Below are 20,038 nucleotides of genomic sequence, written 5' to 3'. Positions count from 1 at the left end.
GTCCCAGCCGTGGGCTAGGGCGCTCGGCCATCATGAGGAGCGGGGTACCGGGCGAGCCGGCTCGCCGCGCCGGCCGGCACCCTAGTCGATGACCTCGACGACCCGGCGCGTGCGCGGGTCCACCAGCACCGGGTGGTCGTTCACCACAGTGTAGTTGTAGTTCGGCAGGGCGAACTCGGGGGGGACGTCGTAATAGACGACCCCGTCCTCGGGGAGGACGGTCCCGACCTTCAGGGTGCCCGGATAGGCGAAGGACGGACGTCGCTCGCCCGTGGCGTAGACGCGGAAGCGCTCACGCCGGTCGATGCCGAGGATGCCGTTGGCCGTGCCGACCGCCGCACCGACCGCACCGCCGACGACGGCGCCCAGGGGACCGGCGATCATCTCGCCGCGGTTGGCGCCTTCCTGCGCCCCGCGTTCCAGCCCCTGGGCCTGGGCGGCGCCCGACCATGCCGAAATCCCGACCAAAACGGCCAACCCGACCCGACGCGCCATCGTCCATTCCCCCGTGCCGGAACCCCGGCTTCAACGTTGCCCGTGGCTTTGCCGGCTTAGCGGCCGCCGGTCATGGCCCTCACCGGCGCGCCGGCCAAATCGACCGTTGAGCCGACCGTGTCCCGGAGGCCGGATCCGACGTTTGACAGGTGCTCACCGTAAGTCTCGCGCGTCTGCGGATCGACGAGGGCGACCGGGGCCGCAACCGCCAAGGCCGCGCCGGTCGCCACAGTCGAGGCGGCCCCGGCCGCCGTGCTCACCAGCTTGTCCCCGAAGCCGACCTGCCCATCGGAGATCGGCTGACCGTCCGCGAGACGCTTGCCTAACAGGGCGACGACGTCCCCGGAGGCGAACTTGCCGTGGTTCAGCGGGTCGTCGCCCTTTACCGTCGAGAGGTTCAGGACGCCGATGTTCTGGCGCTCAAGCTCGGACCGGTAGGGCTCGACGTTCGGGTCGATGGCGCCCAGGCGCACGCTGTCGCCCCAGACCAGCCGCGACATTGCCAGGGCCTGGTCGTCGCCGGACACCATCAGGGTCAGCCGCGGCCGGTTCGGACCCATGTCGCGAAACGCCTCGCGGGCGAGATCCATGTCGACGTCCGGGGCGGCGAGGATGACGTTGCGGATCTTGGGCGCCACGCGCCGGTCGCGGATGGCCATCTGGCGCAGGCTCTCCAGGGTCAGCCAGTTCCCCATGGAGTGGGCCAGAACCGTGACCTCGCCGACGTTCGGGTCGCGGGCGAGGTCGCGCAGCAGCGTCTCCAGGCCGTTGCGGGAGAAGTTGGTGCTCTCCCGGTCATACCCGTAGGCGAGGACCGAGCCCTTGGAGGGCCACGTGAACAGCACCGGGGCGACCTCCGCCCCGGAATCGTGGACGATCTGCGCGAAGCGGAAGACGGCGTCCTCGAACTTGTTGTTGAAGCCGTGCACGAAGACCAGCACGTGGCGCTTGGCCCCGCGCCGGACGGCCCGGCCGGTCCAGCTGGGGACCTTGGCGCGCTCGACCGGCTCGACCCGGAGGGCGACGAAGTCGGTCGCCGGGTTCCCGGGGAGGGTCTTGGGCCACTGCACCGAGCCGGGCTGGCGGGTGCCGTCGGGCGGGATGGAAACGGAAAGGTCCGTGTAGGTCACGGCGTCGCCGCGCTCGCCCGAGAACAGCACGCCCCGGTCGGCGGCGGATTTGCGCGTGGTCGCGACCAGCATGTCGACGCGCGACGTGCCGGGGACGGTCTCCACGGCCGCGACGGGAAGCAGCACGCCGGTCGGGCGCCCGGCGCAACCGGCCATGAGCGAGAGGGCCGCGGCGGCGGCGATCCCACGTTTCCCCACGAACGTCCCGAACACCGGCTTCCCCGCGACGAACCTGGATGAGGCAGGACGGGATAATGGTTACCAAATCCTCGCCCCGGCCCGGTTGCCACGCGATTACGGCGGCTCCGGGCCCGGTCCCGTGGAAGTGAAGTCCGAAGCCCGTCCCCAGACGATGACCTCGACGATGGGGCAGGCCTCTGCCGCAACTATGCCGGGGAGCCTCGAACCGACTTCAAGATTCGGTCAGGCGGCTTCCCGGTCCGGGTTTCCTTTCCCCTCGGCGGTCCTGAGGCAGGCCTCGACCGCATCCCGCAGCGAGGACACGTAGGCGTCGGCGCCGACCTCGCGTCCCACGGCGGCGTCGGTAAGGACCTTCTCGCCGACCGGCCAAAGGCCCACCAGGACCGGGACGCCCGGGGTGCGGCGCCTCAACCGCTCCAGCAGGTAGCGCAGGTGCGAGGGGTTGCCGGCGATGTCGAGGTAGGACACGCAGATCATCGCCACGCCGGTGACGTCGAGCTCGCGGATGCCCTCGCGGGACGCCGCGGCATGGGGCACGACGCGGGCGCCGAGCCCGTGCTTGCGCAGCAGTTGCGCCAGCATCGCCGACGACGCCTCGTCCAGGGGGCCGCGGCCGGCGAGGCAAAGGACGGGGGCCTCGCTCCGCCACGCCTCGGGAAGTTCCTCGCGCCGGGGCGCTTGGCCGGGCACGGCCTCGGTCTTCGGATGGCTCCGCTCGGCCAGCGTCGGGGTGTCTGCCGGGCTCGCGGCCTTGCCGTCGATGCTGGGCTCGGCGTCCTCGTGGTCCTCGAAGTCCTCGACGAGGGAGCGCGACGACGAGCGGATGTTCTCAAGCTGCGTCGGCGTCACGACGCCCCGGGCGTAGTCGTTGGCGGCGAGTTGCAGGCCCTTGAGCGCGACCTCGTCGTAGTAGGACGACAGCGACCGGTCCTTGAGCATGCCCTCGGCGAGGTCGCGCACCTCGTCGGGGTCGCCGGCCAGCATGCGCTGGTAGAAGTTCTCCACCGGGGTCAGGGCCGCCCGGTCGCCGAGCAGGATGTCGAGGAACTCCAGGCTGTCGACGTGGCGGCCGAGCACGACGAGGCAGACCGTGAACGGCGTGGCCAGGATCAGGCCGATGGGTCCCCACAGGAAGCCCCAGAACAGGGTCGAGACGATGACCGCGAAGGGCGAGAGACCAGTGGAGTGCCCGTAGAGCAGCGGCTCCACAACCTGACCGAACAGGGGCTCGGCGACCATGAAAAGGGCGGCGGTCGCGATGACCATCGACCACCCCGGATCGACCGCCGCTGCGAGGGCGACCGGGAAGATCCCGGAGACGAAGGCGCCGATGTAGGGGATGAACCGCATCAGCGCCGAGAAGACGCCCCACAGGAGCGGGTTGGGCACGCCGATGAATTAGAGGCCTATTCCGACGATGACGCCGAAGGCGGCGTTCATGCCCAATTGCGCCAGGAAGTAGGTCCCCAGCCGCTTCGCCGCGTCGTCCATGGCGACCGTGGTGCGGTGGAGGTCGCTCGACCCGAACAGCCGGATCATGCGGTTGCGCAGGTCCTCGCGCTGCAGGAGCAGGAACACGACGACGACCAGCACAATGCCGACCGTCGTCAACGGCTCGAAGACCGGGCCGAGCACCTTCCTGGCGAGTTCCAGGGGCGAGATCTCGGGCTCCTGGATGCGCACCAACTGCGCCTTGGGCGTGTCCCCGGCGGGACCCGTCGCCGCTGCGGTGCCGGAAGCGTCGGCCTTCTGCGTCGCGGTCTCGACCTGGTGACTGAACTTCGCGATGATCCGGTTGGCCTCGCCCAGCCAGCCCTCCTGCAACCCGGCGAACTTCTTCTGCACGGTCGCTTGGTACTGCGGCAGGTTGCCCGCGAGGCCCGCGACCTGTGTGCCGATGACGGCCCCGATCCCGCCGATGACCCCGAGGGCCAGGAGGACCGCGACGATGACGGAGGGCACGCGGCCTAGCCTCGCCTTTCGCAGCAGGTTGACCACCGGACCCAGGACGAAGCTGAGGAGCACCGCCAGTACGAGGGGGATGAACACCTCCCGCCCGTAGTACAGGGCCTCCACGAGCACGACACCGACCGCAAGGGTCAGGAGGCCACGCAGGCCGGGCACGAGGGGCGGTGGCACCTGGGCCGGTGGCTTCGCGGCGTCCGTCACGTCCGTCGGCATACGCTGAACTCCCTGCCGCCGGGCAACGACCGGCATGCCCTCCCTAACGCCGCCAGGGTCATTTCGTACCGGTATGATCCCTCCTTCACCACGACCGTGGGCGAAAGGACAAAACTTCCTTCCGGTTGTCAGGTATCGGACATCTTTGCGCCAGGAAGTCCGCTAGTGGACAACCCGACCGCTAGCGCCGCGACCATCCCCCGTGACCCTACGACCTTCGCCCGCCATCGACGGCAACCTGCTGCTCGAAGCCCTCGACGCGGGCGACCGCGCCCTGCTCGCGCCCCACGCCGAGCGCCGCGAGGTCCGACGTGGCGACGTCCTGTTCCGCGCTGGGGACGACGTCAGCCACGTCACCTTCCCCGCCCAGCGATGCGTCGTCACCTTGGTGGTGCCGCTCATGGACGGGAAGTCGGTCGAGACCGCCACGGTCGGCCGCGAGGGCGCCATGGGAGGCGTCGTCAGTCACGGGTACCTGCCGGCGTTCGCGCAGGCGGTCGTCCAGGTCGGCGGACCGGTCATCCGGATCGACGCCGCTCGCCTGTCCGAGGCCAAGCAGGCATCGAAGGGCATCCGCGACCTGTTCGTCCGCTACGCCGACTGCCTGTTGGCGCAGGTGCTGCAGTCGGTCGCCTGCAACGCCGCCCACACCATCGAGCGCCGCTGCCTGCGCTGGCTCCTGACCCTGCAGGACCGGGTCGGCACGCCCGAACTGCCGGTCACCCACGAACTCCTGGCTGACATGCTCGGGGTGCGTCGCGCCTACCTGACCGAGGTGCTCGGGCGCATGCAGCGCGACGGCCTCATCGTCATCGGCCACGGACGTATCACCCTCCCGGACCGGGAGCGCGCCGAGGCTGGCTCGTGCGAGTGCCACGCCGCGGTCCGGCGGCATTTCGAGGAAGTGATGGGAGCGGTCTATGCCCCGGGCGGCCGCATCATCGCCGTCGACATCGGCGACCCGGAACGGCTGCGCCCCCCGTCCGCGCTCGTGAAGGACGCGACCCCGTGAACCAGGTCTTGCGTCCCGCCCGGGTCGAGGAGGACGCGCGGCTGGCCGCGCTCGCCGCGTTCGACATCCTCGACACCCCCCCCGAGCGCGGGTTCGACGACATCGTCCATCTCGCACGCCGCCTCTGCGGCGCGCCGGTGGCGCTGGTCAGCCTGGTCGACCGCGACCGCCAGTGGTTCAAGGCGCGCGTGGGCTTCCCGCCCTGCGAGACCGACCTAGACCGCTCGGTGTGCAAGTTCGTCCTCACGGAACCGGGCGTCCTGCAGATCCCCGACCTGACCCGCGACCCGCGCACCCGCGCCAACCCGCTGGTGACCGGCGAGCCACGCCTGCGCTTCTACGCCGGCGCACCCCTGCGCACGCCCGAGGGGCAGGTGCTCGGCAGCCTGTGCGTGATCGACCACGCCCCGCGCCCGGCGGGCCTCTCGCCGGAACAGGTCGGGGACCTTGAGGCGCTCGCCCGGCAGGTCATGGACCAGCTCCTGCTGCGCCGCTCCCTGTCGGACCGGGACCGCGCCGGGCGCCAGGGCGAGGCTGTCGCGGTGACCCTGGCCGGCGTCGCGGCGGCGGGCGGCGACCTCGACGAGAGCTTCCGGGCGGTGCTCGCGGGCGCGATGCGCGCCGTCCCCGCCGCCGAGGCCGGCACGGTCGAGATCCGCGAGGGGGATTCCCTCGTCTATCGCGCCGTGACGGAGAGCCTCGCGACGCACCTCGGGCTTCGCGTCCCGCTCCGGGGAAGCCTCGCGGGTGCCTGCTACCGTGAAGGCGTCCCGCTCCTCGTCCCCGACGTCCTGTGCGATGACCGGGTCGAGCCTGAACTGGCCGAGCGGCTACGACAGCGCTCGTGCATGCTGGTGCCCGTCCGCCGCGGCGGTGTCGTGGTCGGGGTCCTGAAGCTGCAATCGAGCCGCCCGGACGCCTTCGCCGGGGAGGACCTGCAGGTTCTCGGCGTCCTTGCCGGTTCCGTCGCCTCCGGCCTTGCCGAGGCCGGCGAGCGTGCCGCCAACCGGGCGGCAGCCCTGACCGAGTACCGGCGCCGCGCCGTGTTCGACAGCGCGCAGGACTACGCCATCATCCTGCTCGACCTCGACGGCAAGGTCACCGACTGGAACGCCGGCGCGACCCGTATCCTCGGGTGGCGCCCCGAGGAGATGTGCGGCGAGACCGCCGACGCCTTCTTCACGCCGGAGGACCGGCGCGACGGCATCCCGGCCATGGAGATGCAGTCGGCCCTGGAGAAGGGCACCGGCATCGACGAGCGCTGGCACCTGCGCCGCGACGGCGAGCGCTTCTGGGCCAACGGCGAGATGATGGTGCTGCGCGACGAGGCCGGCGCCGCCATCGGCTTCGTGAAGATGCTGCGCGACCGGACGGAGCAGAAGGAGGCCGCCGCACGCCTCCAGGAAAGCCAGGACCGTTACCGGCTGGCGGCCCGGGCCACGAACGACGCGATCTGGGACTGGAACCTCGCCACCGGGCACGTCCTGTGGAACGAGGCCCTGACCGAGGCGTACGGCCATGCGCCCGCGACGGTCGAGCCGACCGGCGACTGGTGGATCGCGCAGATCCATCCCGAGGATCGTTCCCGCATCGATGCCTCCATCCACGCGGTCATCGATGGCGTCGGTACGACCTGGACGGACGAGTACCGATTCCGGCGGGCGGACGGGTCCTACGCCAACGTTCTCGACCGCGGCCACGTCATGCGCGACGCGGAGGGCCGGGCTTGCCGAATGATCGGCGCGATGCTCGACCTGACCGAGCGCAAGCGGGCCGAGGACGCCATGCGGGAGAGCGAGCGCCGCCTAGGGCTTGAGCGCGGCTTGCTGGAGGCGATCTTTCGACAGGCCCCCGTCGGCATCTCCATCGCCGGGGTCGAGGCCGGCATGCCGTCATCGTTGAACGCCAAGGCCGAGGAGATCCTCGGCCATGGGCTCGGGACGGAGGGCGACGCCCGTTACGTCTCCTACGGCGCCCTACACCCGGACGGTCAAAGGTACGAGCCGGCCGAGTACCCGACCCTGCGCGCCCTGCGGAAGGGCGAGACGGTGCGCGGCGAGGAGATGCGCTACCGCAACGCCGCGACGGGCGAGGTGCGCCTCCTGGAGGTGTCGAGCGGTCCGGTGCGCGACGCCGACGGCGCGATCCAGGCCGCGGTGACCGTGGTGGCCGACGTCGGCGACCAGCGCCGGGCCGATGCCGAGACGCGCCGCCTCGCCGCCCTGGTCGAGCAGAGCCAGGACTTCATCGGCCTGGCCGCCCCCGACGGGAGCGTCGACTTCGTCAACGAGGCCGGTCGGCGCCTCATCGGCCTGCCCGACCTCGCCGCGGCCCGGGCGATGCCCATCGTGGACTACTTCGTGCCGGAGGAGCGCACGCGTGTCCTCGACGAGGTGCTGCCGGCGGTCGAGCGGGACGGCTTCTGGGAAGGCGAACTGCACTTCCGCCACGTGGTCACCGGGGCTGCGGTCCCGGTCCTGTACAACCTCTTTCCCGTGCGCGACGCCAACGGGCGCAAGCTCGGCTACGGCACCGTCACGCGCGATCTCACGGACCAGCACCGCGCCCGTCAGGCCCTGCAGGCGAGCGAGGCGACGCTGCGCGCCGTGCTGGACACCGTGCCCGTCGGCATCCTGTTCGCGGAGGCGCCGTCGGGCCGGATCGTCGCCGGCAACCGCCGGCTGGAGGAGATCTTCCGCCATCCCGTCCTGCCCTCGGCCGACGCCGAGAGCTACGGCGAGTGGGTCGCCTTCCATGAGGACGGACGGCCGGTCGAGGCCGCCGAGTACCCGCTCAGCCGCATCATCCGGGAAGGCATCGAACACGCCGAGATGCGCTGCGCGTACCAGCGTGGCGACGGCACGCGATTGTGGGTCGAGATCGTCGGCGTACCGATGCGCGACGAGGCGGGCACGGTCGTCGGCGCGGTCGTCGCGGTCGCCGACATCGATGCCCGCCGCCGGGCCGAGGAACGGCAGGACCTCCTCAACCAGGAGCTCTCGCACCGGATGAAGAACCTGCTGGCGATGGTGCAGGCCATCGCCGCCTCGACCCTGCGCGGCGCCACCGACATGGACGCGGCGCGGGAGGTCCTGGGAAGCCGGCTGGTCGCGCTGGGCAAGGCTCACGACGTGCTCCTCGGGGGCGCCGCCGAGAGCGCATCCCTGGCCGCGGTGGTCCGGGAGGGCGTGGGCGTTCAGGAATCGGCCGGTCGGCGCGTCGCGTTCGAGGGGCCGGACGTCGAGATCGGCGGCAAGGCCGCGCTGTCCCTCGCCCTGACGCTGCACGAGCTGACGACGAACGCGGTCAAGTACGGGGCCCTGTCGGTGCCCGGCGGGACGGTGGCCGTGACGGCCTCGCTGGTCGGGCCGGAGGAGGCGCCGCGCCTGCGCATCGCCTGGACCGAGCGCGGCGGCCCGCCGGTCGTGCCGCCATCGCGAAAGGGGTTCGGGTCGCGGCTGATCGAGCGCGGGCTGACGGCGCAGGTCAACGCCAGCCTCTCCCTCGACTACCGGCCGGAGGGGGTCGTGTGTGTCGTCGAGGCGTCGTTGGCCGATTTCCAGGCGGTCGCTTGACGGTGCGGCGCAACGAAGGGCCGGGCGGGCCGTTGCCGCCTGCCATGACCGATGCCCCGAACGCGAAGACGGCCCTGGTGGTCGAGGACGAGATGCTGTTCCGCCTGGAGGTCCGCGATCTCCTGGAGGCGGAGGGCTACGCCGTGGTCGAGGCGCACAACGCCGCCCAGGCCCTGGAACGGCTCGACGACGGGGTCGCGCTGGTGGTGACCGACGTGCGCATGCCGGGGCGGATGGACGGCCTGGCGCTGGCGCGCGAGGTCATCCGTCGCCGGCCGGACGTGGCCGTCGTCGTCGTGTCGGCGCAGGTAACACCGCGGCCCGGGGACCTGCCCAGCCACGTGCCCTTTGTCGAGCGGCCGTTCCTGGAGAGCCGCTTCCGCGACGCCGTCGACCGGGCCGAGGCGGCCAGGGCCGGGGGACGATGATGCCGACGAAATTCTCGGCCGCTCCGGCCTCGGCCAGACCAAAGGACGCACCCGACTTCCGGCCCGGCGCCCCCGATGGCGTTGGCCTCCGCACGAACGGTGGTTAGAGACCGGGGCATGAGCGACGAGGATCTTCGGGGGGAGGTCGCGCGGCTGCGCCGGCGCGAGAGCGAGTTGCTGGCGGAGAACTCCCGCCTGCGCGCAGGCCGCGAACCGGATGCCCCCTCCACGGCGAGCGGGGCCGGCGTCGGGACCCTCAGGTCCGACCTGCTGTTCACCGCCGCCGACAAGACGCGGATGGCGATGATCGTCACCGACCCGAACCTGCCGGACAACCCCATCGTCTTCGCCAACCGCGCCTTCCTGGAACTCTCCGGCTACGCGGCCGAGGAGCTGATCGGGCGGAACTGCCGCTTCCTCCAGGGTCCGGAGACCGACCCGGCCCACGTCGACCGCATCCGGCAAGCGGTCGCCGCCCGCCGGGACGTGGTGGTGGAGTTGCTGAACTACCGGCGCGACGGCAGCACCTTCGTCAACGAGCTCTACGTCAGCCCGGTCTTCGGGCTTCACGGAGAACTCCTGTTCTTCTTCGGCAGCCAGCTCGACCTGACCCGGTTCCGCGAGCCGGAGGGGCGCGCCGTCCGGCAGGGCGCCTCGTTCCACAGCCTGCTGGAGGACGGCGAGGCCGGCTTCTGCATCGTCGAGGTGCGCTTCGGCGCGGAGGGCCGGGCCGAGGACTACCGCTTCGTCGAGATCAACGCCGCCTTCGAACGCCAATCCGGCCTCGCGGCCGCGACGGGCCGGTGGATGAGCGAGCTTGAGCCCGGGCACGGGCATCACTGGCTGGACGCGTTCGGCGACGTCGTACGGACCGGGCGCGACGCCCGGTTCCGGGGCGCCGCCTCGCCGCAGGGACGCGAGTTCGACGTCCACGCGGTCCGCGTCGGCGACGAGGCGCAGCGCCGCGTCGCGGTGCTGTTTGAGGACGCCGCCGCCCGGCAGGAGGGCGAGGCACGGCGCGAGGCGCGGGACCGGGACAGGACGGTCGAGCGCGACCTGGTCTGGCGGACGAGCCGCGACCTCCTCGTGGTGTGCGACCTCGACGGCACCTGCCGCGCCGTCAACCCGGCCTGGACCGACCTGCTCGGTTGGCCGGCCGGCGGCCTGGTCGGCGTCCGGATCGACACCCTCGTGCACGCCGAAGACTGGGAGGCCGCGACGCATGCCTTCGAGGCGCTGCGGGCGGGCCGGCACGTCTCCGACCTCGACGTCCGGTTTGGGACCGCGGACGGCGGGCATCGCTGGATCTCGTGGAACGCCATCCCGCAGGGGAACCGCTTCCACGCCACCGGCCGGGACGTGACCGAGCGCAGGGCGCTTGAGGAGCAGTTGCGGCAATCGCAGAAGATGGAGGCGGTCGGGCAGCTCACCGGCGGCGTGGCGCATGATTTCAACAACCTGCTGACCGTCATCAAGTCCTCGACCGACCTACTCAAGCGACCGAACCTCGCGGACGAGCGCCGGGTCCGCTACGTCGACGCCATCTCCGACACGGTCGACCGGGCCGCCAGGCTGACCAGCCAGTTGCTGTCCTTCGCGCGTCGGCAGGCGTTGCGCCCGACCGTCTTCGATGCCTCGCAGTCGGTGGCCGCCATCGCCGACATGGTCCGCACGCTGACCGGCGCGCGCATCCGCGTCCAGACGGACACCGGTGCCGGCTCGGACGGGCTCGGCCGGCCGCTTTCCTGCCACGTCGACGCCGACCCGAGCCAGTTCGACACGGCGCTGGTGAACCTCGTCGTGAACGCCCGCGACGCGATGCAGGGCGAGGGGCGTCTGCGCATCGCGGTCCGGCGGGCCGATCGCATCCCGGCCCTGCGGGCGCACGCGGCCGTGCCGGGCGACTTCGTGGCGGTGTCGGTTTCGGACACCGGCGCGGGCATCGATGCGGACCTGCTGGAGCGCATCTTCGAGCCGTTCTTCACGACGAAGGGCGTCGGGCACGGCACCGGCCTCGGCCTCAGCCAGGTGTTCGGCTTCGCCAAGCAGTCGGGCGGTGACGTCGCGGTCGACAGCGATGTCGGCGTCGGGACGACCTTCACCCTGTACCTGCCGCGCGCCGCCGACACCGAGGCATGCGAAGCCGTGCCGGACGATCCGGGACCGTTGGCGGAAGGACACGGGACGCCGGTCCTGGTGGTCGAGGACAACGTGGAGGTCGGTTCCTTCGCGACGCAGGCGCTCGTCGAGCTCGGCTACCAGGCCGTGTGGGTGAAGGAGGCGCAGGCGGCCCTGGCCGAGATCGAGGCGTCCGGCCAGCGGTTCGAGGTGGTCTTCTCGGACGTGGTGATGCCCGGCATGAACGGGGTCGACCTCGCCCGGGAGATCCGGCGGCGCTGGCCCTACCTGCCGGTCGTGCTGACCTCCGGGTACAGCCACGTCCTGGCCTCCGAGGGCACCGACGGCTTCCCGCTGCTGGGCAAGCCGTACTCGGTCGCCGACCTCAGCCGGGCGCTGCGCAAGGCCCTGAGGGAGCGGTTGGCGCTGACCTTCGGCTGAGCCGCCACCGAACCGTGGAAAGCGTCGGCCAGGGGCGCACCCACGGCGGCCTACGCGCGTTGTTGACCGTCGCCATACCGGCCGACGAGGGGGGACAAGCATGCAATCCGATACGCCGCGCCCTGGGGAGGAGCCGTTGCCGCCCATCGGCGACCCACCGCCGGACCCGGCCCCGCCCGAGGGGGATTCCCCGTCGGAGCCGCCGGCACCGCAGCCGCCCGGCCCGATCAGCGCGTCCTGACGAGGATCCCCGTACCGCGGCGTTCCGGTAGCGACGCCGCGGTACGGGACGATCCGCGCATCCGACAAGCCGCCGAACGGTTCAGCCGGAAGCCGATTCCATATCCGCCCTCGGCCCCCCTTGCCGTCGGCCGACACCAAGCCAGCCCTTATGAATGCAACGCGACCGGACCCTGGGACGATGTCCCGCGAGCAACTCGAAGCGGAGGTCCGCCTCCTGCGAGGGCACTCGGCATCCCTCGCGCAGATGTTCGAGCAGGCCCCGAGCTTCATCGCCCTGCTCGGCGGGGCCGAGCACCGCTTCACCCTGACGAACGCCGCCTACCAACGCGCCGTGGGCGGGCGCTACGTGGTCGGACGCACCGTGGCCGAGGCGTTGCCCGAGGCCGCCGCCCAGGGCTACGTCGACCTGCTCGACGAGGTCTTCCGGACCGGCCGGCCCCATCGGGCGACCGGCGCGAGGCTCGCCCTGCCGGACGGCCCGGGCGGACCGGTCACGGAGCGCTACCTCGACTTCGTCTACCAGCCGGTCGCGGGCGCGGACGGTCGGGTCGAGGGCATCTTCGTGGAAGGCCACGACGTCACCGAACGCACCCTCGCCGATGCCGCCCTGCGGGAAAGCGACGCCCGTTACCGCACCCTGTTCGAGAGCATCGAGGTCGGGTTCTGCATCATCGAGATGAGGTTCGAGGGCGGGCGCGCCGTCGACTACCGCATCGTCGAGGCCAACCCCGCCTTCGTCGCGCAGACGGGGGCCGACGTCGCGGGCAAGTGGGTCAGCGAGTTCGCGCCGAGCCTGGAGCGCCACTGGTTCGACACCTACGGGCGCGTCGCGCTGACCGGCGAGCCGGCCCACTTCGAGCACTACGCCGACGTGTTCGGGCGCTGGTTCGACGTGCGGGCCCTGCGGACCGGCGCGCCCGGCGCCAACCGGGTCGCGGTCTTCTTCTCGGACATCACCGAGCGGCGGCGGGTCGAGCAGCGCGCCGAGGCCGGCGAGCGGGAGCTCCGCCTGATCGCGGACGCCCTGCCGGTGCTCATCGCCTTCATCGGCGACGACCTCGTCTACCGGTTCGCCAACGAGGCCTACGACGACTGGTTCTTCGTGCCCGCAAGCGAGATCGTCGGCCGCGACGTCCGCGACCTGGTCGGGCCGGAGGCCTACGCGGCGCGCCGGCCCTTCATCGACCGGGCGCTCGGCGGCGATCCGGTCACCTTCGAGATGGACTGGCCGCACCGCGACGGGCGCCACCGCGTCGCGGAGATCCGCTACCTGCCGCGCCGGGACGCCGGCGGCCGCATCGACGGGTTCCACGTCTTCGTGCAGGACGTGACCGTCCGGGTGCAGACCGAGGCCGACCTCGCCCGCCAGGTCGCCGCCCGGACCGCCGAGCGCGACCAGATCTGGCAGGCCTCGTCCGATCTGCTCTGCGTGGCCAACTTCGACGGCTACTTCGTCAGCCTCAACCCGTCTTGGCCCCGGACCCTCGGGTGGACCGACGCGGAGATGAAGGCGCGCCCGTTCCTCGACTTCGTCCACCCCGACGACGTCGAGGCGACCGTATCGGCGGCGGGCGGCCTGGCGCACGGGAAGGCGCAACTCACCTTCGAGAACCGCTATCGCCACAGGGACGGCAGCTACGTCTGGCTGTCGTGGAACGCGGTCCCGCGCGACGGCCTGATCTACGCCTCCGTGCGCGACGTGACGGAGATCAAGCGGCAGGCCGAGGCCCTCGCGAAGACGGAAGAGGCCCTGCGCCAGTCCCAGAAGATGGAGGCGGTCGGCCAGCTCACCGGCGGCCTCGCGCATGACTTCAACAACCTGCTCGCGGGCATCTCCGGCTCGCTCGAACTGATGCAGACCCGGATGGGCCAGGGGCGGCTGGGCGACCTCGACCGCTACATGACGGTCGCCCAGGGCGCGGCCAAGCGCGCCGCCGCGCTGACGCACCGCCTGCTGGCCTTCTCCCGCCGCCAGACCCTGGACCCGAAGCCCACCAACGTGAACCGCCTCGTCAACGACATGGAGGAGTTGGTCCGGCGCACCGTCGGTCCAGCCGTCCACCTGGAGGTCGTCGGCCTCGCGGGGCTGTGGCCGGCGCTGATCGACCCGGGGCAATTGGAGAACGCGCTGCTCAACCTGTGCATCAATGCCCGGGACGCGATGCCGGACGGCGGGCGCATCACCATCGAGACCGCCAATCGGTGGATCGACGAGGCCGGCGGCCGCCTGCACGACCTCGCCCCCGGCCAGTACCTCGGCGTCTGCGTGAGCGACACCGGCACCGGCATGGCGCCGGACCTGATCGAGAAGGTGTTCGAGCCGTTCTTCACGATCAAGCCGACCGGCGAGGGCACCGGCCTCGGGCTGTCCATGGTCTACGGCTTCGCCAAGCAGTCCGGCGGGCAGGTCAGGATCTACTCCGAGGTCGGCGAGGGCACGACCGTCTGCCTGTACCTGCCGCGCCACTACGGCGAGGCGGACGAGGACGAGGTCGCACGCAGGCTTGAGGAGGTCGGGCAGGCTCGCCAGGGCGAGACGGTGCTAATCGTCGACGACGAGCCCTCGGTGCGCATGCTGGTCACCGAGGTTCTGGAGGACCTCGGCTACACCGCCATCGAGGCCGCCGACAGCGTCGCCGGGCTGAAGGTCCTGCAGTCGGACGTGCGCATCGACCTGCTGGTGACCGACGTCGGTCTGCCGGGAGGCATGAACGGACGGCAGATGGCGGATGCCGGCCGCGAGCGTCGTCCCGACCTGAAGGTGCTGTTCATCACCGGCTACGCCGAAAACGCGGTGCTGGGGAACGGCTACCTGCGCCCCGGGATGCAGGTCTTGACCAAGCCATTCGTGCTGGAGACGCTCGCCACCCGCATCAAGGACCTCATCGCCGAGCGGTAGGCCCGGCTGCCGAGCCGCACCCTTGATGCTGTCCTCCGTGACTGAGGGCGCATTGCGTACCCGTCCCGTTCCCGGTGCTTCCATGTGCGGGGTCCGGAATGCGGCGTCCACCGATTGCTTCCTGTCTGGAACCCTCATGGTTTGGCGAGGGAGGGCGGCGCCCGACCCGTGGCCGGTACGCCGCGTTTCTTGTGGCCGCTTACATGCGGTTCATCATGCGCTTCTTCATCATGTGCCGGCGCATCATCTTCCGATGCATCATGCGCTTCTTCATCATCATCCGGTCACCGTGGGTCATGCGGACCTGGGTGACGCCCGCCGGGCCGGCCTGAAGACCGTTCGGGCCCATCGGGGCGGCCGAGGCGGCGCCGATGCTGAGCGTGAGGCTGCCGAGGACCGAGGCGGCGAGCGCGAGGGTGGTGATCTTCATTCGATGTCTCCTGTACGGGGAAGGAATCCCCTTCGCACAGTGGGGCAAGATGGCGATTGCGTCGTAAGTTCCTGTTTTTCCGAATGAAATATCCTTGAACGCTGGCGATTGGGCACAGCTTGTCGGGCGCCGGAGCAGGGCCCGCGCCGCGCCCTGGCCGGGCATACGTTGACCTGTACGGAGGTCAGGTTCGAAAGGTTTCAGCGTGAACCGGGTCAGGCCCGCGTTACCCACCCTCAAGGCGATGCGCTGAGACCGCCGGTTGACAGCTTCGCTCACGCGTGAATGATTAAGGTCTGAACGGAGCGCCGGTCCATGGCGACGTCTACGAAGCGACACGGGCTACGGCTGGACGACCAGCTCTGCTTCGCACTCTACGCAGCGACGAACGCAGTCGTGCGCGCCTACCGGCCGCTGCTGGGCGAGGTCGGCCTGACCTACCCGCAGTACCTCGTCATGCTGGCGCTCTGGCAGGACGGCGTCACGGCGGTGCACGACCTGGCCGCCCGGCTGCAACTCACATCCAGCGCGATCACGCCCCTGGTCGACCGGTTGGAGGCGGCGGGTTTCGTCATTCGCGCCCGAGCCGAGGACCGGCGCGTCGTCCTCGTCACCCTAACGGAGGCGGGTCGGTCGTTGGAGGACAGGGTCTCGGAGGCTCAGCAGGCCGTCGTCTGCCGCACCGGCCTCGGCGAACGCGACCTCGCCGATCTGCGCCAGGAGCTGAAGGATCTCGCTGACCGCGTCGCCGCGGCGGGCATCGCCCGGGGAGGCGAGCCCGACTGAGGATGTGCCGCACGCACGCGGCGATACCCCCTGCGAAGGCGACCTTATCTTGCGTGGGTCGGACGGCGGCTTGACCGGCGACCCGGGCGAACCAATCGAGGGCCCTGCGAACCGGCAGGCGCCCTCCAACTTGTCGGCTCGCTAAGGGCCGGACGGTGCCCGCACGCCATGCGGGCAGAATACGAGGAAGAGACATGGACGCGCGAGCGACCGGGGATCCGGGGGGCGGCCAGCCCTGGGGATCCCACAACACGGTGACGGTGGTCGACCCGTCGCCGGTCAACTGGCTCTCCATCACCTGGAACACGATGGAGGAAGCCAACCGCGTCGACCACGACGGGATCGGCCAGCCGAGCCTCGCCGAGAGCTGGCGCTGGGTCGACGGGGAGACCCTCGAACTCAAGATGCGGGACGCGGTCTACCAGGACGGCGAACCCTTCAACGCGGCGATGTTCAAGCTCGGCTTCGACAAGGTCCAGGAATGGACCAACCCGCACCCGCCGGGCGCCTTCCTGAACTTCGCACGTGACGTGACCTGCGAGGCGGTGGACGACCGCACCATCCGGATGCGCTTCCCCGGCGGGGACTCCGCGGCGCTGATGAAGCTGCGCGGCATGCACCTGCCGTCGACGCGGTTCTGGAACGAGTGGGGCTTCGTCGACCCGAAGACGGGGTCGGCCGAAGGTCACTGGTGAGTCATCGACGCGCCTGGTCCGTGGGGGACTGGCCCGTTCGTGCTCACCGAGGGCGTCTCGCTCATCGATAGCCGCTCCGACCGCGTGGTCATGGAGCCCAACCCGACGTACTGGAACCCGGCCCGCAGGCCGACGGTCCGGATTGTCTACGACAACGTCATCGGCAAGGCCGAGGGCATCAAGTCGGTGGCGGCCGGTGACGGCCGGGTCGACGTGGTGTTCGACCTGATGCCGGACGAGGCGCACGCCTTCCCGGCGAGCGACAAGGGCAGGATCCAGACGAAGAAGGCGAAGACGATCCTGACGGGCGTCTTCAACGAGAACCCTCCGGACTCGCCCTGGCGCAACCAGGAGGCCCGCCGAGCGCTCAACCTTGCCATCGACCAGGCCTTCGTGCTCCAGCACGGGGCGCACGGCTACGGCACGGTGATCCCGGCCTTCATCCAGCCCGGCCGCTACGGCGCGGACCCGGGCCTGAAGCCGATGCCGCACGACCCCGAGGGTGCCAAGCGCACGCTCGACGGCCTGGGGCTCGGGGGACGGGAACTCGTCTTCGTCGCCTCGCCCGCCTGGAAGGGCGTGGTGGACGCCATCGGCCAGTGCCTCGCCAAGGTCGGCCTGGGTTGCCGCTTCGTCAGCGACCGGGGCGACCTGCCGGAGGAGTTCGACGTCAAGCTCGAATGGTACTTCGACTGGACGCCTCAATATCCGGTGGCCTGCGTGCACCGCGAGTTCTTCGGGAAGGACGCGACCCTGCGCCAGGGTCCGGAGGATCCGAGGTTCGACGCGCTCTACGACAAGCTCCTGCATACGCCGGAGACCGGGACTGAGGGTGTAGTGCGCGAGGTGGAGCGGTACCTGCAGGACGAGGCCAAGGCCCTGTTCCTGTACTCGCCGTACACGCTGTTCGCGGTGTCGGACCGGGTGGAGTTCACGCCCTACGACACCTGCATGTCCGAGCTCGCCGAGACCCGGATCAAGGGTTGAGGCGGAAGGCGGCGCGGGGGGCTCCCGCGCCGCCACCTCTCGCGGACGAGAAGGCCGCATGATCGTCGCCACCGCCGGCCATATCGACCACGGCAAGACGGCCCTGGTGAAGTCCCTGACGGGGGTCGACGCCGACCGCCTGCCCGAGGAAAAGGCCCGGGGCATCACCCTCGACCTCGGCTTCGCCTACGCTCCGAGGAACGGTCGCCTGCGGGTGCCGCTCGGTTTCGTCGACGTGCCGGGGCACGAACGCCTGGTGCGCACCATGGTGGCGGGCGCCACCGGCGTGGCCTGCGCGCTGCTGGTGGTCGCCGCCGACGACGGGGTGATGCCGCAGACGCGCGAGCACGCCGCCATCCTCGACCTTCTTGGCCTCGACCGCGGCGTGGTCGCCGTGACGAAGGCCGACCGCGCCAATCCGGACCGCATCGCGGCGGTGACCGCGGAGATCCACGCCCTCCTCGCCGGTACCGGGCTCGGGGAGGCACCGGTCGTCGCTTGCTCTGCGCTGACGGGATCAGGCATCGACGACCTTGCCCGCCTGCTGGAGGCCGCAGTTGGCTCCCACTGGCCGACAGGTGCCGAGCGAGGTTTCCGGCTCGCGGTCGACCGGCACTTCACCGTGCCCGGTGCCGGGTTGGTCGTGACCGGGGCCGTACATGCGGGCACGGTGCGGGTGGGCGACCGGCTGCTCGTCTCGCCCGGGGCGCGCGAGGTCCGGGTTCGGGGCGTGCGCGTCCACGACGCGGTAGCCGAGACCGCGCGCGCCGGGGAGCGCTGCGCCCTTAACCTGGTCGGCCCGCGCCTGTCCCTGGACGACGTGAGCCGGGGCACGTGGGTCCTGGCGCCGGAACTGCACGGGCCGGCGATCCGCCTCGACGTATCCGTGCGCACGCTACCGCACGAAGGTCGCCCCCTACGCCACCGAACCCCGGTGCATCTCCATCTCGGCGCGGCCTCGGTGACCGGACGGTTGCTGCTCGCCGGGAGTGGGTCGGTGGAGCCCGGCGCGTCGGCCCGAGCGTTGATCACGCTCGACCGCGAGATCGGCGCCCTCGCCGGGGACCGCTTCATTCTGCGTGACATCTCGGCCGTGCGCACGCTCGGGGGCGGTCGGGTGATCGACGTGGACGGACCGCGTCGTGCCCCTTGGAACCCAGAACGCCGGGCGGTCGTCGACGCCCTCGACACCCCGGATGACGATCTCGCCGTCCGTAGTCTTCTCGCCGCCTCGGGACCTGGCATCGATCTCGCCGGCTTCGCCCGCTTGCGTAACCTGCCCGTGGCGACACTGGATGCCCTCCTCGCTGACGTGGGGGCAGTCGTCGCGGAGGGCGCTCCGCGGCTCGCCTTCCAAGGCGCGCGGGTCACGGCGCTGGCCGCGAGCGTGGTGTCGGACCTGGCCTGGACGCACATGGCGCAGCCCGACAATCCCGGGCTTACGCGCGCCGAGATCGGGGCTGCCGTCCCGCCCCGGGAACGACCGGCCCTTCCTCCGGCGCTGGATGGCCTCCTGCAAACGGGACGACTGGTGCGGCACGGCCCGCTGTTGCACCTCCCCGGCCACGTGGCGCGCCTGCGTCCGGCCGACGCCGTCGTCTACGATGCGGTGCGCGCCGTGCTGGAGGAGGCGGGCTTGGACCAGCCCCGCCTCACCGTCCTCGCCGAGCGCCTGGGCCGCGAGCCGGATAATTTGCGTCACCTCCTCGACAAGGTCGGCCGCCTCGGTTGGCTCCTGCGTGTCTCGAAGAACTACTACGCCCTGCCGCGGGCGGTCACCGAACTGGCGAGGATCGCGGACGCGGTGGCGCGCGAGCATCCTGAGGGCCTTCTCACCGTCGGACGCTTCCGCGAGACCGCCGGCATCGGCCGCAACATCACCATGCCACTGCTTGAGTTCTTCGACGAAAGCGGCTTCACGGTACGGATCGCGGAGGGCCGGCGCATCCGTACCGACTGGCGCGTCCTAGCTCCCTCGGACCCGCATCGAGCAGCGTGACGATGGTGATGCCGGCCTTCAGGACCGTGGAGAACTCCCCGATGACGTCGAGGGCGTCCTCGCGGCTGAATCGGTCCAGGCTCTCGATGATCAGGAACGAGCCCTTCGGCACCTGGCCCTTCGCGACGAGTTCGAGGAACTTGCCGAGCGCGCCCTTCAGTCTGTTGAGGCCTCGGTAGGCGCTGACGCCGAGGTCCGTCAGGCTCTCGTCGATGACCATGCCGTTGTCGGCGGCCCACTTCTCGGCGGCCTCGGTCTGCCGCCGCAGGCTGTCGCCGCGCATCTGTTCGGGACGCAAGAACCGGATGTAGGAGTAGCACCTGAGCATGGGCGGTCCGGACGTGCGGAGGCCCTTCGTTCGACGCGGCGCTCCTGGTTCAGCGAGGAGGATGCGGCGCGGTCGCTATCATCGCGTGAA

Annotated in this window: 11 protein-coding genes and 2 pseudogenes; 8 read left to right on the top strand and 5 right to left on the bottom strand. The window is 71.0% G+C overall.

Going from position 1 to position 20,038, the window contains the following annotated elements; all coding sequences use genetic code 11:
• Positions 1-81: 81 nt before the first annotated feature.
• From ACLBX8_RS14285 to ACLBX8_RS14275, 3 genes and pseudogenes are all read right to left on the bottom strand, one after another.
• Complete coding sequence (locus ACLBX8_RS14285; protein WP_447715365.1) at positions 82-495, bottom strand: DUF1236 domain-containing protein; 414 nt, start codon at positions 493-495, stop codon at positions 82-84.
• A gap of 56 nt (positions 496-551) precedes the next feature.
• The gene (locus ACLBX8_RS14280; RefSeq protein ID WP_447715451.1) at positions 552-1,781 is read right to left on the bottom strand and encodes an alpha/beta hydrolase; all 1,230 of its coding nucleotides are present in this window, start codon (positions 1,779-1,781) and stop codon (positions 552-554) included.
• A gap of 267 nt (positions 1,782-2,048) precedes the next feature.
• Positions 2,049-4,007: pseudogene (locus ACLBX8_RS14275) on the bottom strand (AI-2E family transporter).
• Positions 4,008-4,209: 202 nt separating this feature from the next.
• On the opposite strand from ACLBX8_RS14275, the gene ACLBX8_RS14270 reads away from it, so the two are divergent.
• The 5 genes from ACLBX8_RS14270 to ACLBX8_RS14250 all read left to right on the top strand — a co-directional run bounded on the left by ACLBX8_RS14270 (position 4,210) and on the right by ACLBX8_RS14250 (position 14,723).
• Positions 4,210-5,019 (top strand): Crp/Fnr family transcriptional regulator, encoded by an 810-nt coding sequence (locus ACLBX8_RS14270; RefSeq protein WP_447715364.1) that lies wholly within the window; start codon positions 4,210-4,212, stop codon positions 5,017-5,019.
• Positions 5,016-8,594 carry a PAS domain S-box protein gene (locus ACLBX8_RS14265; RefSeq protein WP_447715363.1) on the top strand — a complete coding sequence of 1,193 codons (3,579 nt, stop codon included), beginning with the start codon at positions 5,016-5,018 and terminating at the stop codon, positions 8,592-8,594. The genes ACLBX8_RS14270 and ACLBX8_RS14265 overlap by 4 nt, the downstream gene beginning before the upstream one ends.
• 44 nt (positions 8,595-8,638) lie before the next feature.
• Entirely contained in the window at positions 8,639-9,022 is a 384-nt protein-coding gene (locus ACLBX8_RS14260; protein WP_447715362.1) for a response regulator, read from the top strand.
• Positions 9,023-9,139: 117 nt separating this feature from the next.
• The gene (locus ACLBX8_RS14255) at positions 9,140-11,581 is read left to right on the top strand and encodes a PAS domain S-box protein (protein WP_447715361.1); all 2,442 of its coding nucleotides are present in this window, start codon (positions 9,140-9,142) and stop codon (positions 11,579-11,581) included.
• Positions 11,582-12,002: 421 nt separating this feature from the next.
• On the top strand, positions 12,003-14,723 hold the full coding sequence (locus ACLBX8_RS14250) for a PAS domain-containing protein (protein ID WP_447715360.1): 2,721 nt from the start codon (positions 12,003-12,005) through the stop codon (positions 14,721-14,723).
• A 199-nt stretch (positions 14,724-14,922) separates the two neighbouring features.
• Here the strand turns inward: ACLBX8_RS14250 and ACLBX8_RS14245 are convergent, their stop codons facing one another.
• Positions 14,923-15,153: a hypothetical protein gene (locus ACLBX8_RS14245; RefSeq protein WP_447715359.1), complete on the bottom strand. Its 231-nt coding sequence runs from the start codon at positions 15,151-15,153 to the stop codon at positions 14,923-14,925.
• Positions 15,154-15,468: 315 nt separating this feature from the next.
• Between ACLBX8_RS14245 and ACLBX8_RS14240 the strand changes: the two genes are divergently transcribed.
• From ACLBX8_RS14240 to selB, 3 genes and pseudogenes are all read left to right on the top strand, one after another.
• The gene (locus ACLBX8_RS14240; RefSeq protein ID WP_447715358.1) at positions 15,469-15,939 is read left to right on the top strand and encodes a MarR family winged helix-turn-helix transcriptional regulator; all 471 of its coding nucleotides are present in this window, start codon (positions 15,469-15,471) and stop codon (positions 15,937-15,939) included.
• A 194-nt stretch (positions 15,940-16,133) separates the two neighbouring features.
• Positions 16,134-17,621, top strand: a pseudogene (locus tag ACLBX8_RS14235) (ABC transporter substrate-binding protein).
• Positions 17,622-17,679: 58 nt separating this feature from the next.
• Positions 17,680-19,620: a selenocysteine-specific translation elongation factor gene (selB, locus tag ACLBX8_RS14230; protein ID WP_447715357.1), complete on the top strand. Its 1,941-nt coding sequence runs from the start codon at positions 17,680-17,682 to the stop codon at positions 19,618-19,620.
• On the opposite strand, the gene ACLBX8_RS14225 is transcribed toward selB, so the two are convergent.
• Positions 19,538-19,948 carry a recombinase family protein gene (locus tag ACLBX8_RS14225; RefSeq protein ID WP_447715356.1) on the bottom strand — a complete coding sequence of 137 codons (411 nt, stop codon included), beginning with the start codon at positions 19,946-19,948 and terminating at the stop codon, positions 19,538-19,540. The genes selB and ACLBX8_RS14225 overlap by 83 nt on opposite strands.
• Positions 19,949-20,038: the final 90 nt, after the last annotated feature.

Source organism: Methylobacterium sp. D48H (assembly GCF_053345715.1).
Note: the sequence above shows the minus strand (reverse complement) of the source record. Positions and strands in the feature narration are given on the sequence as shown.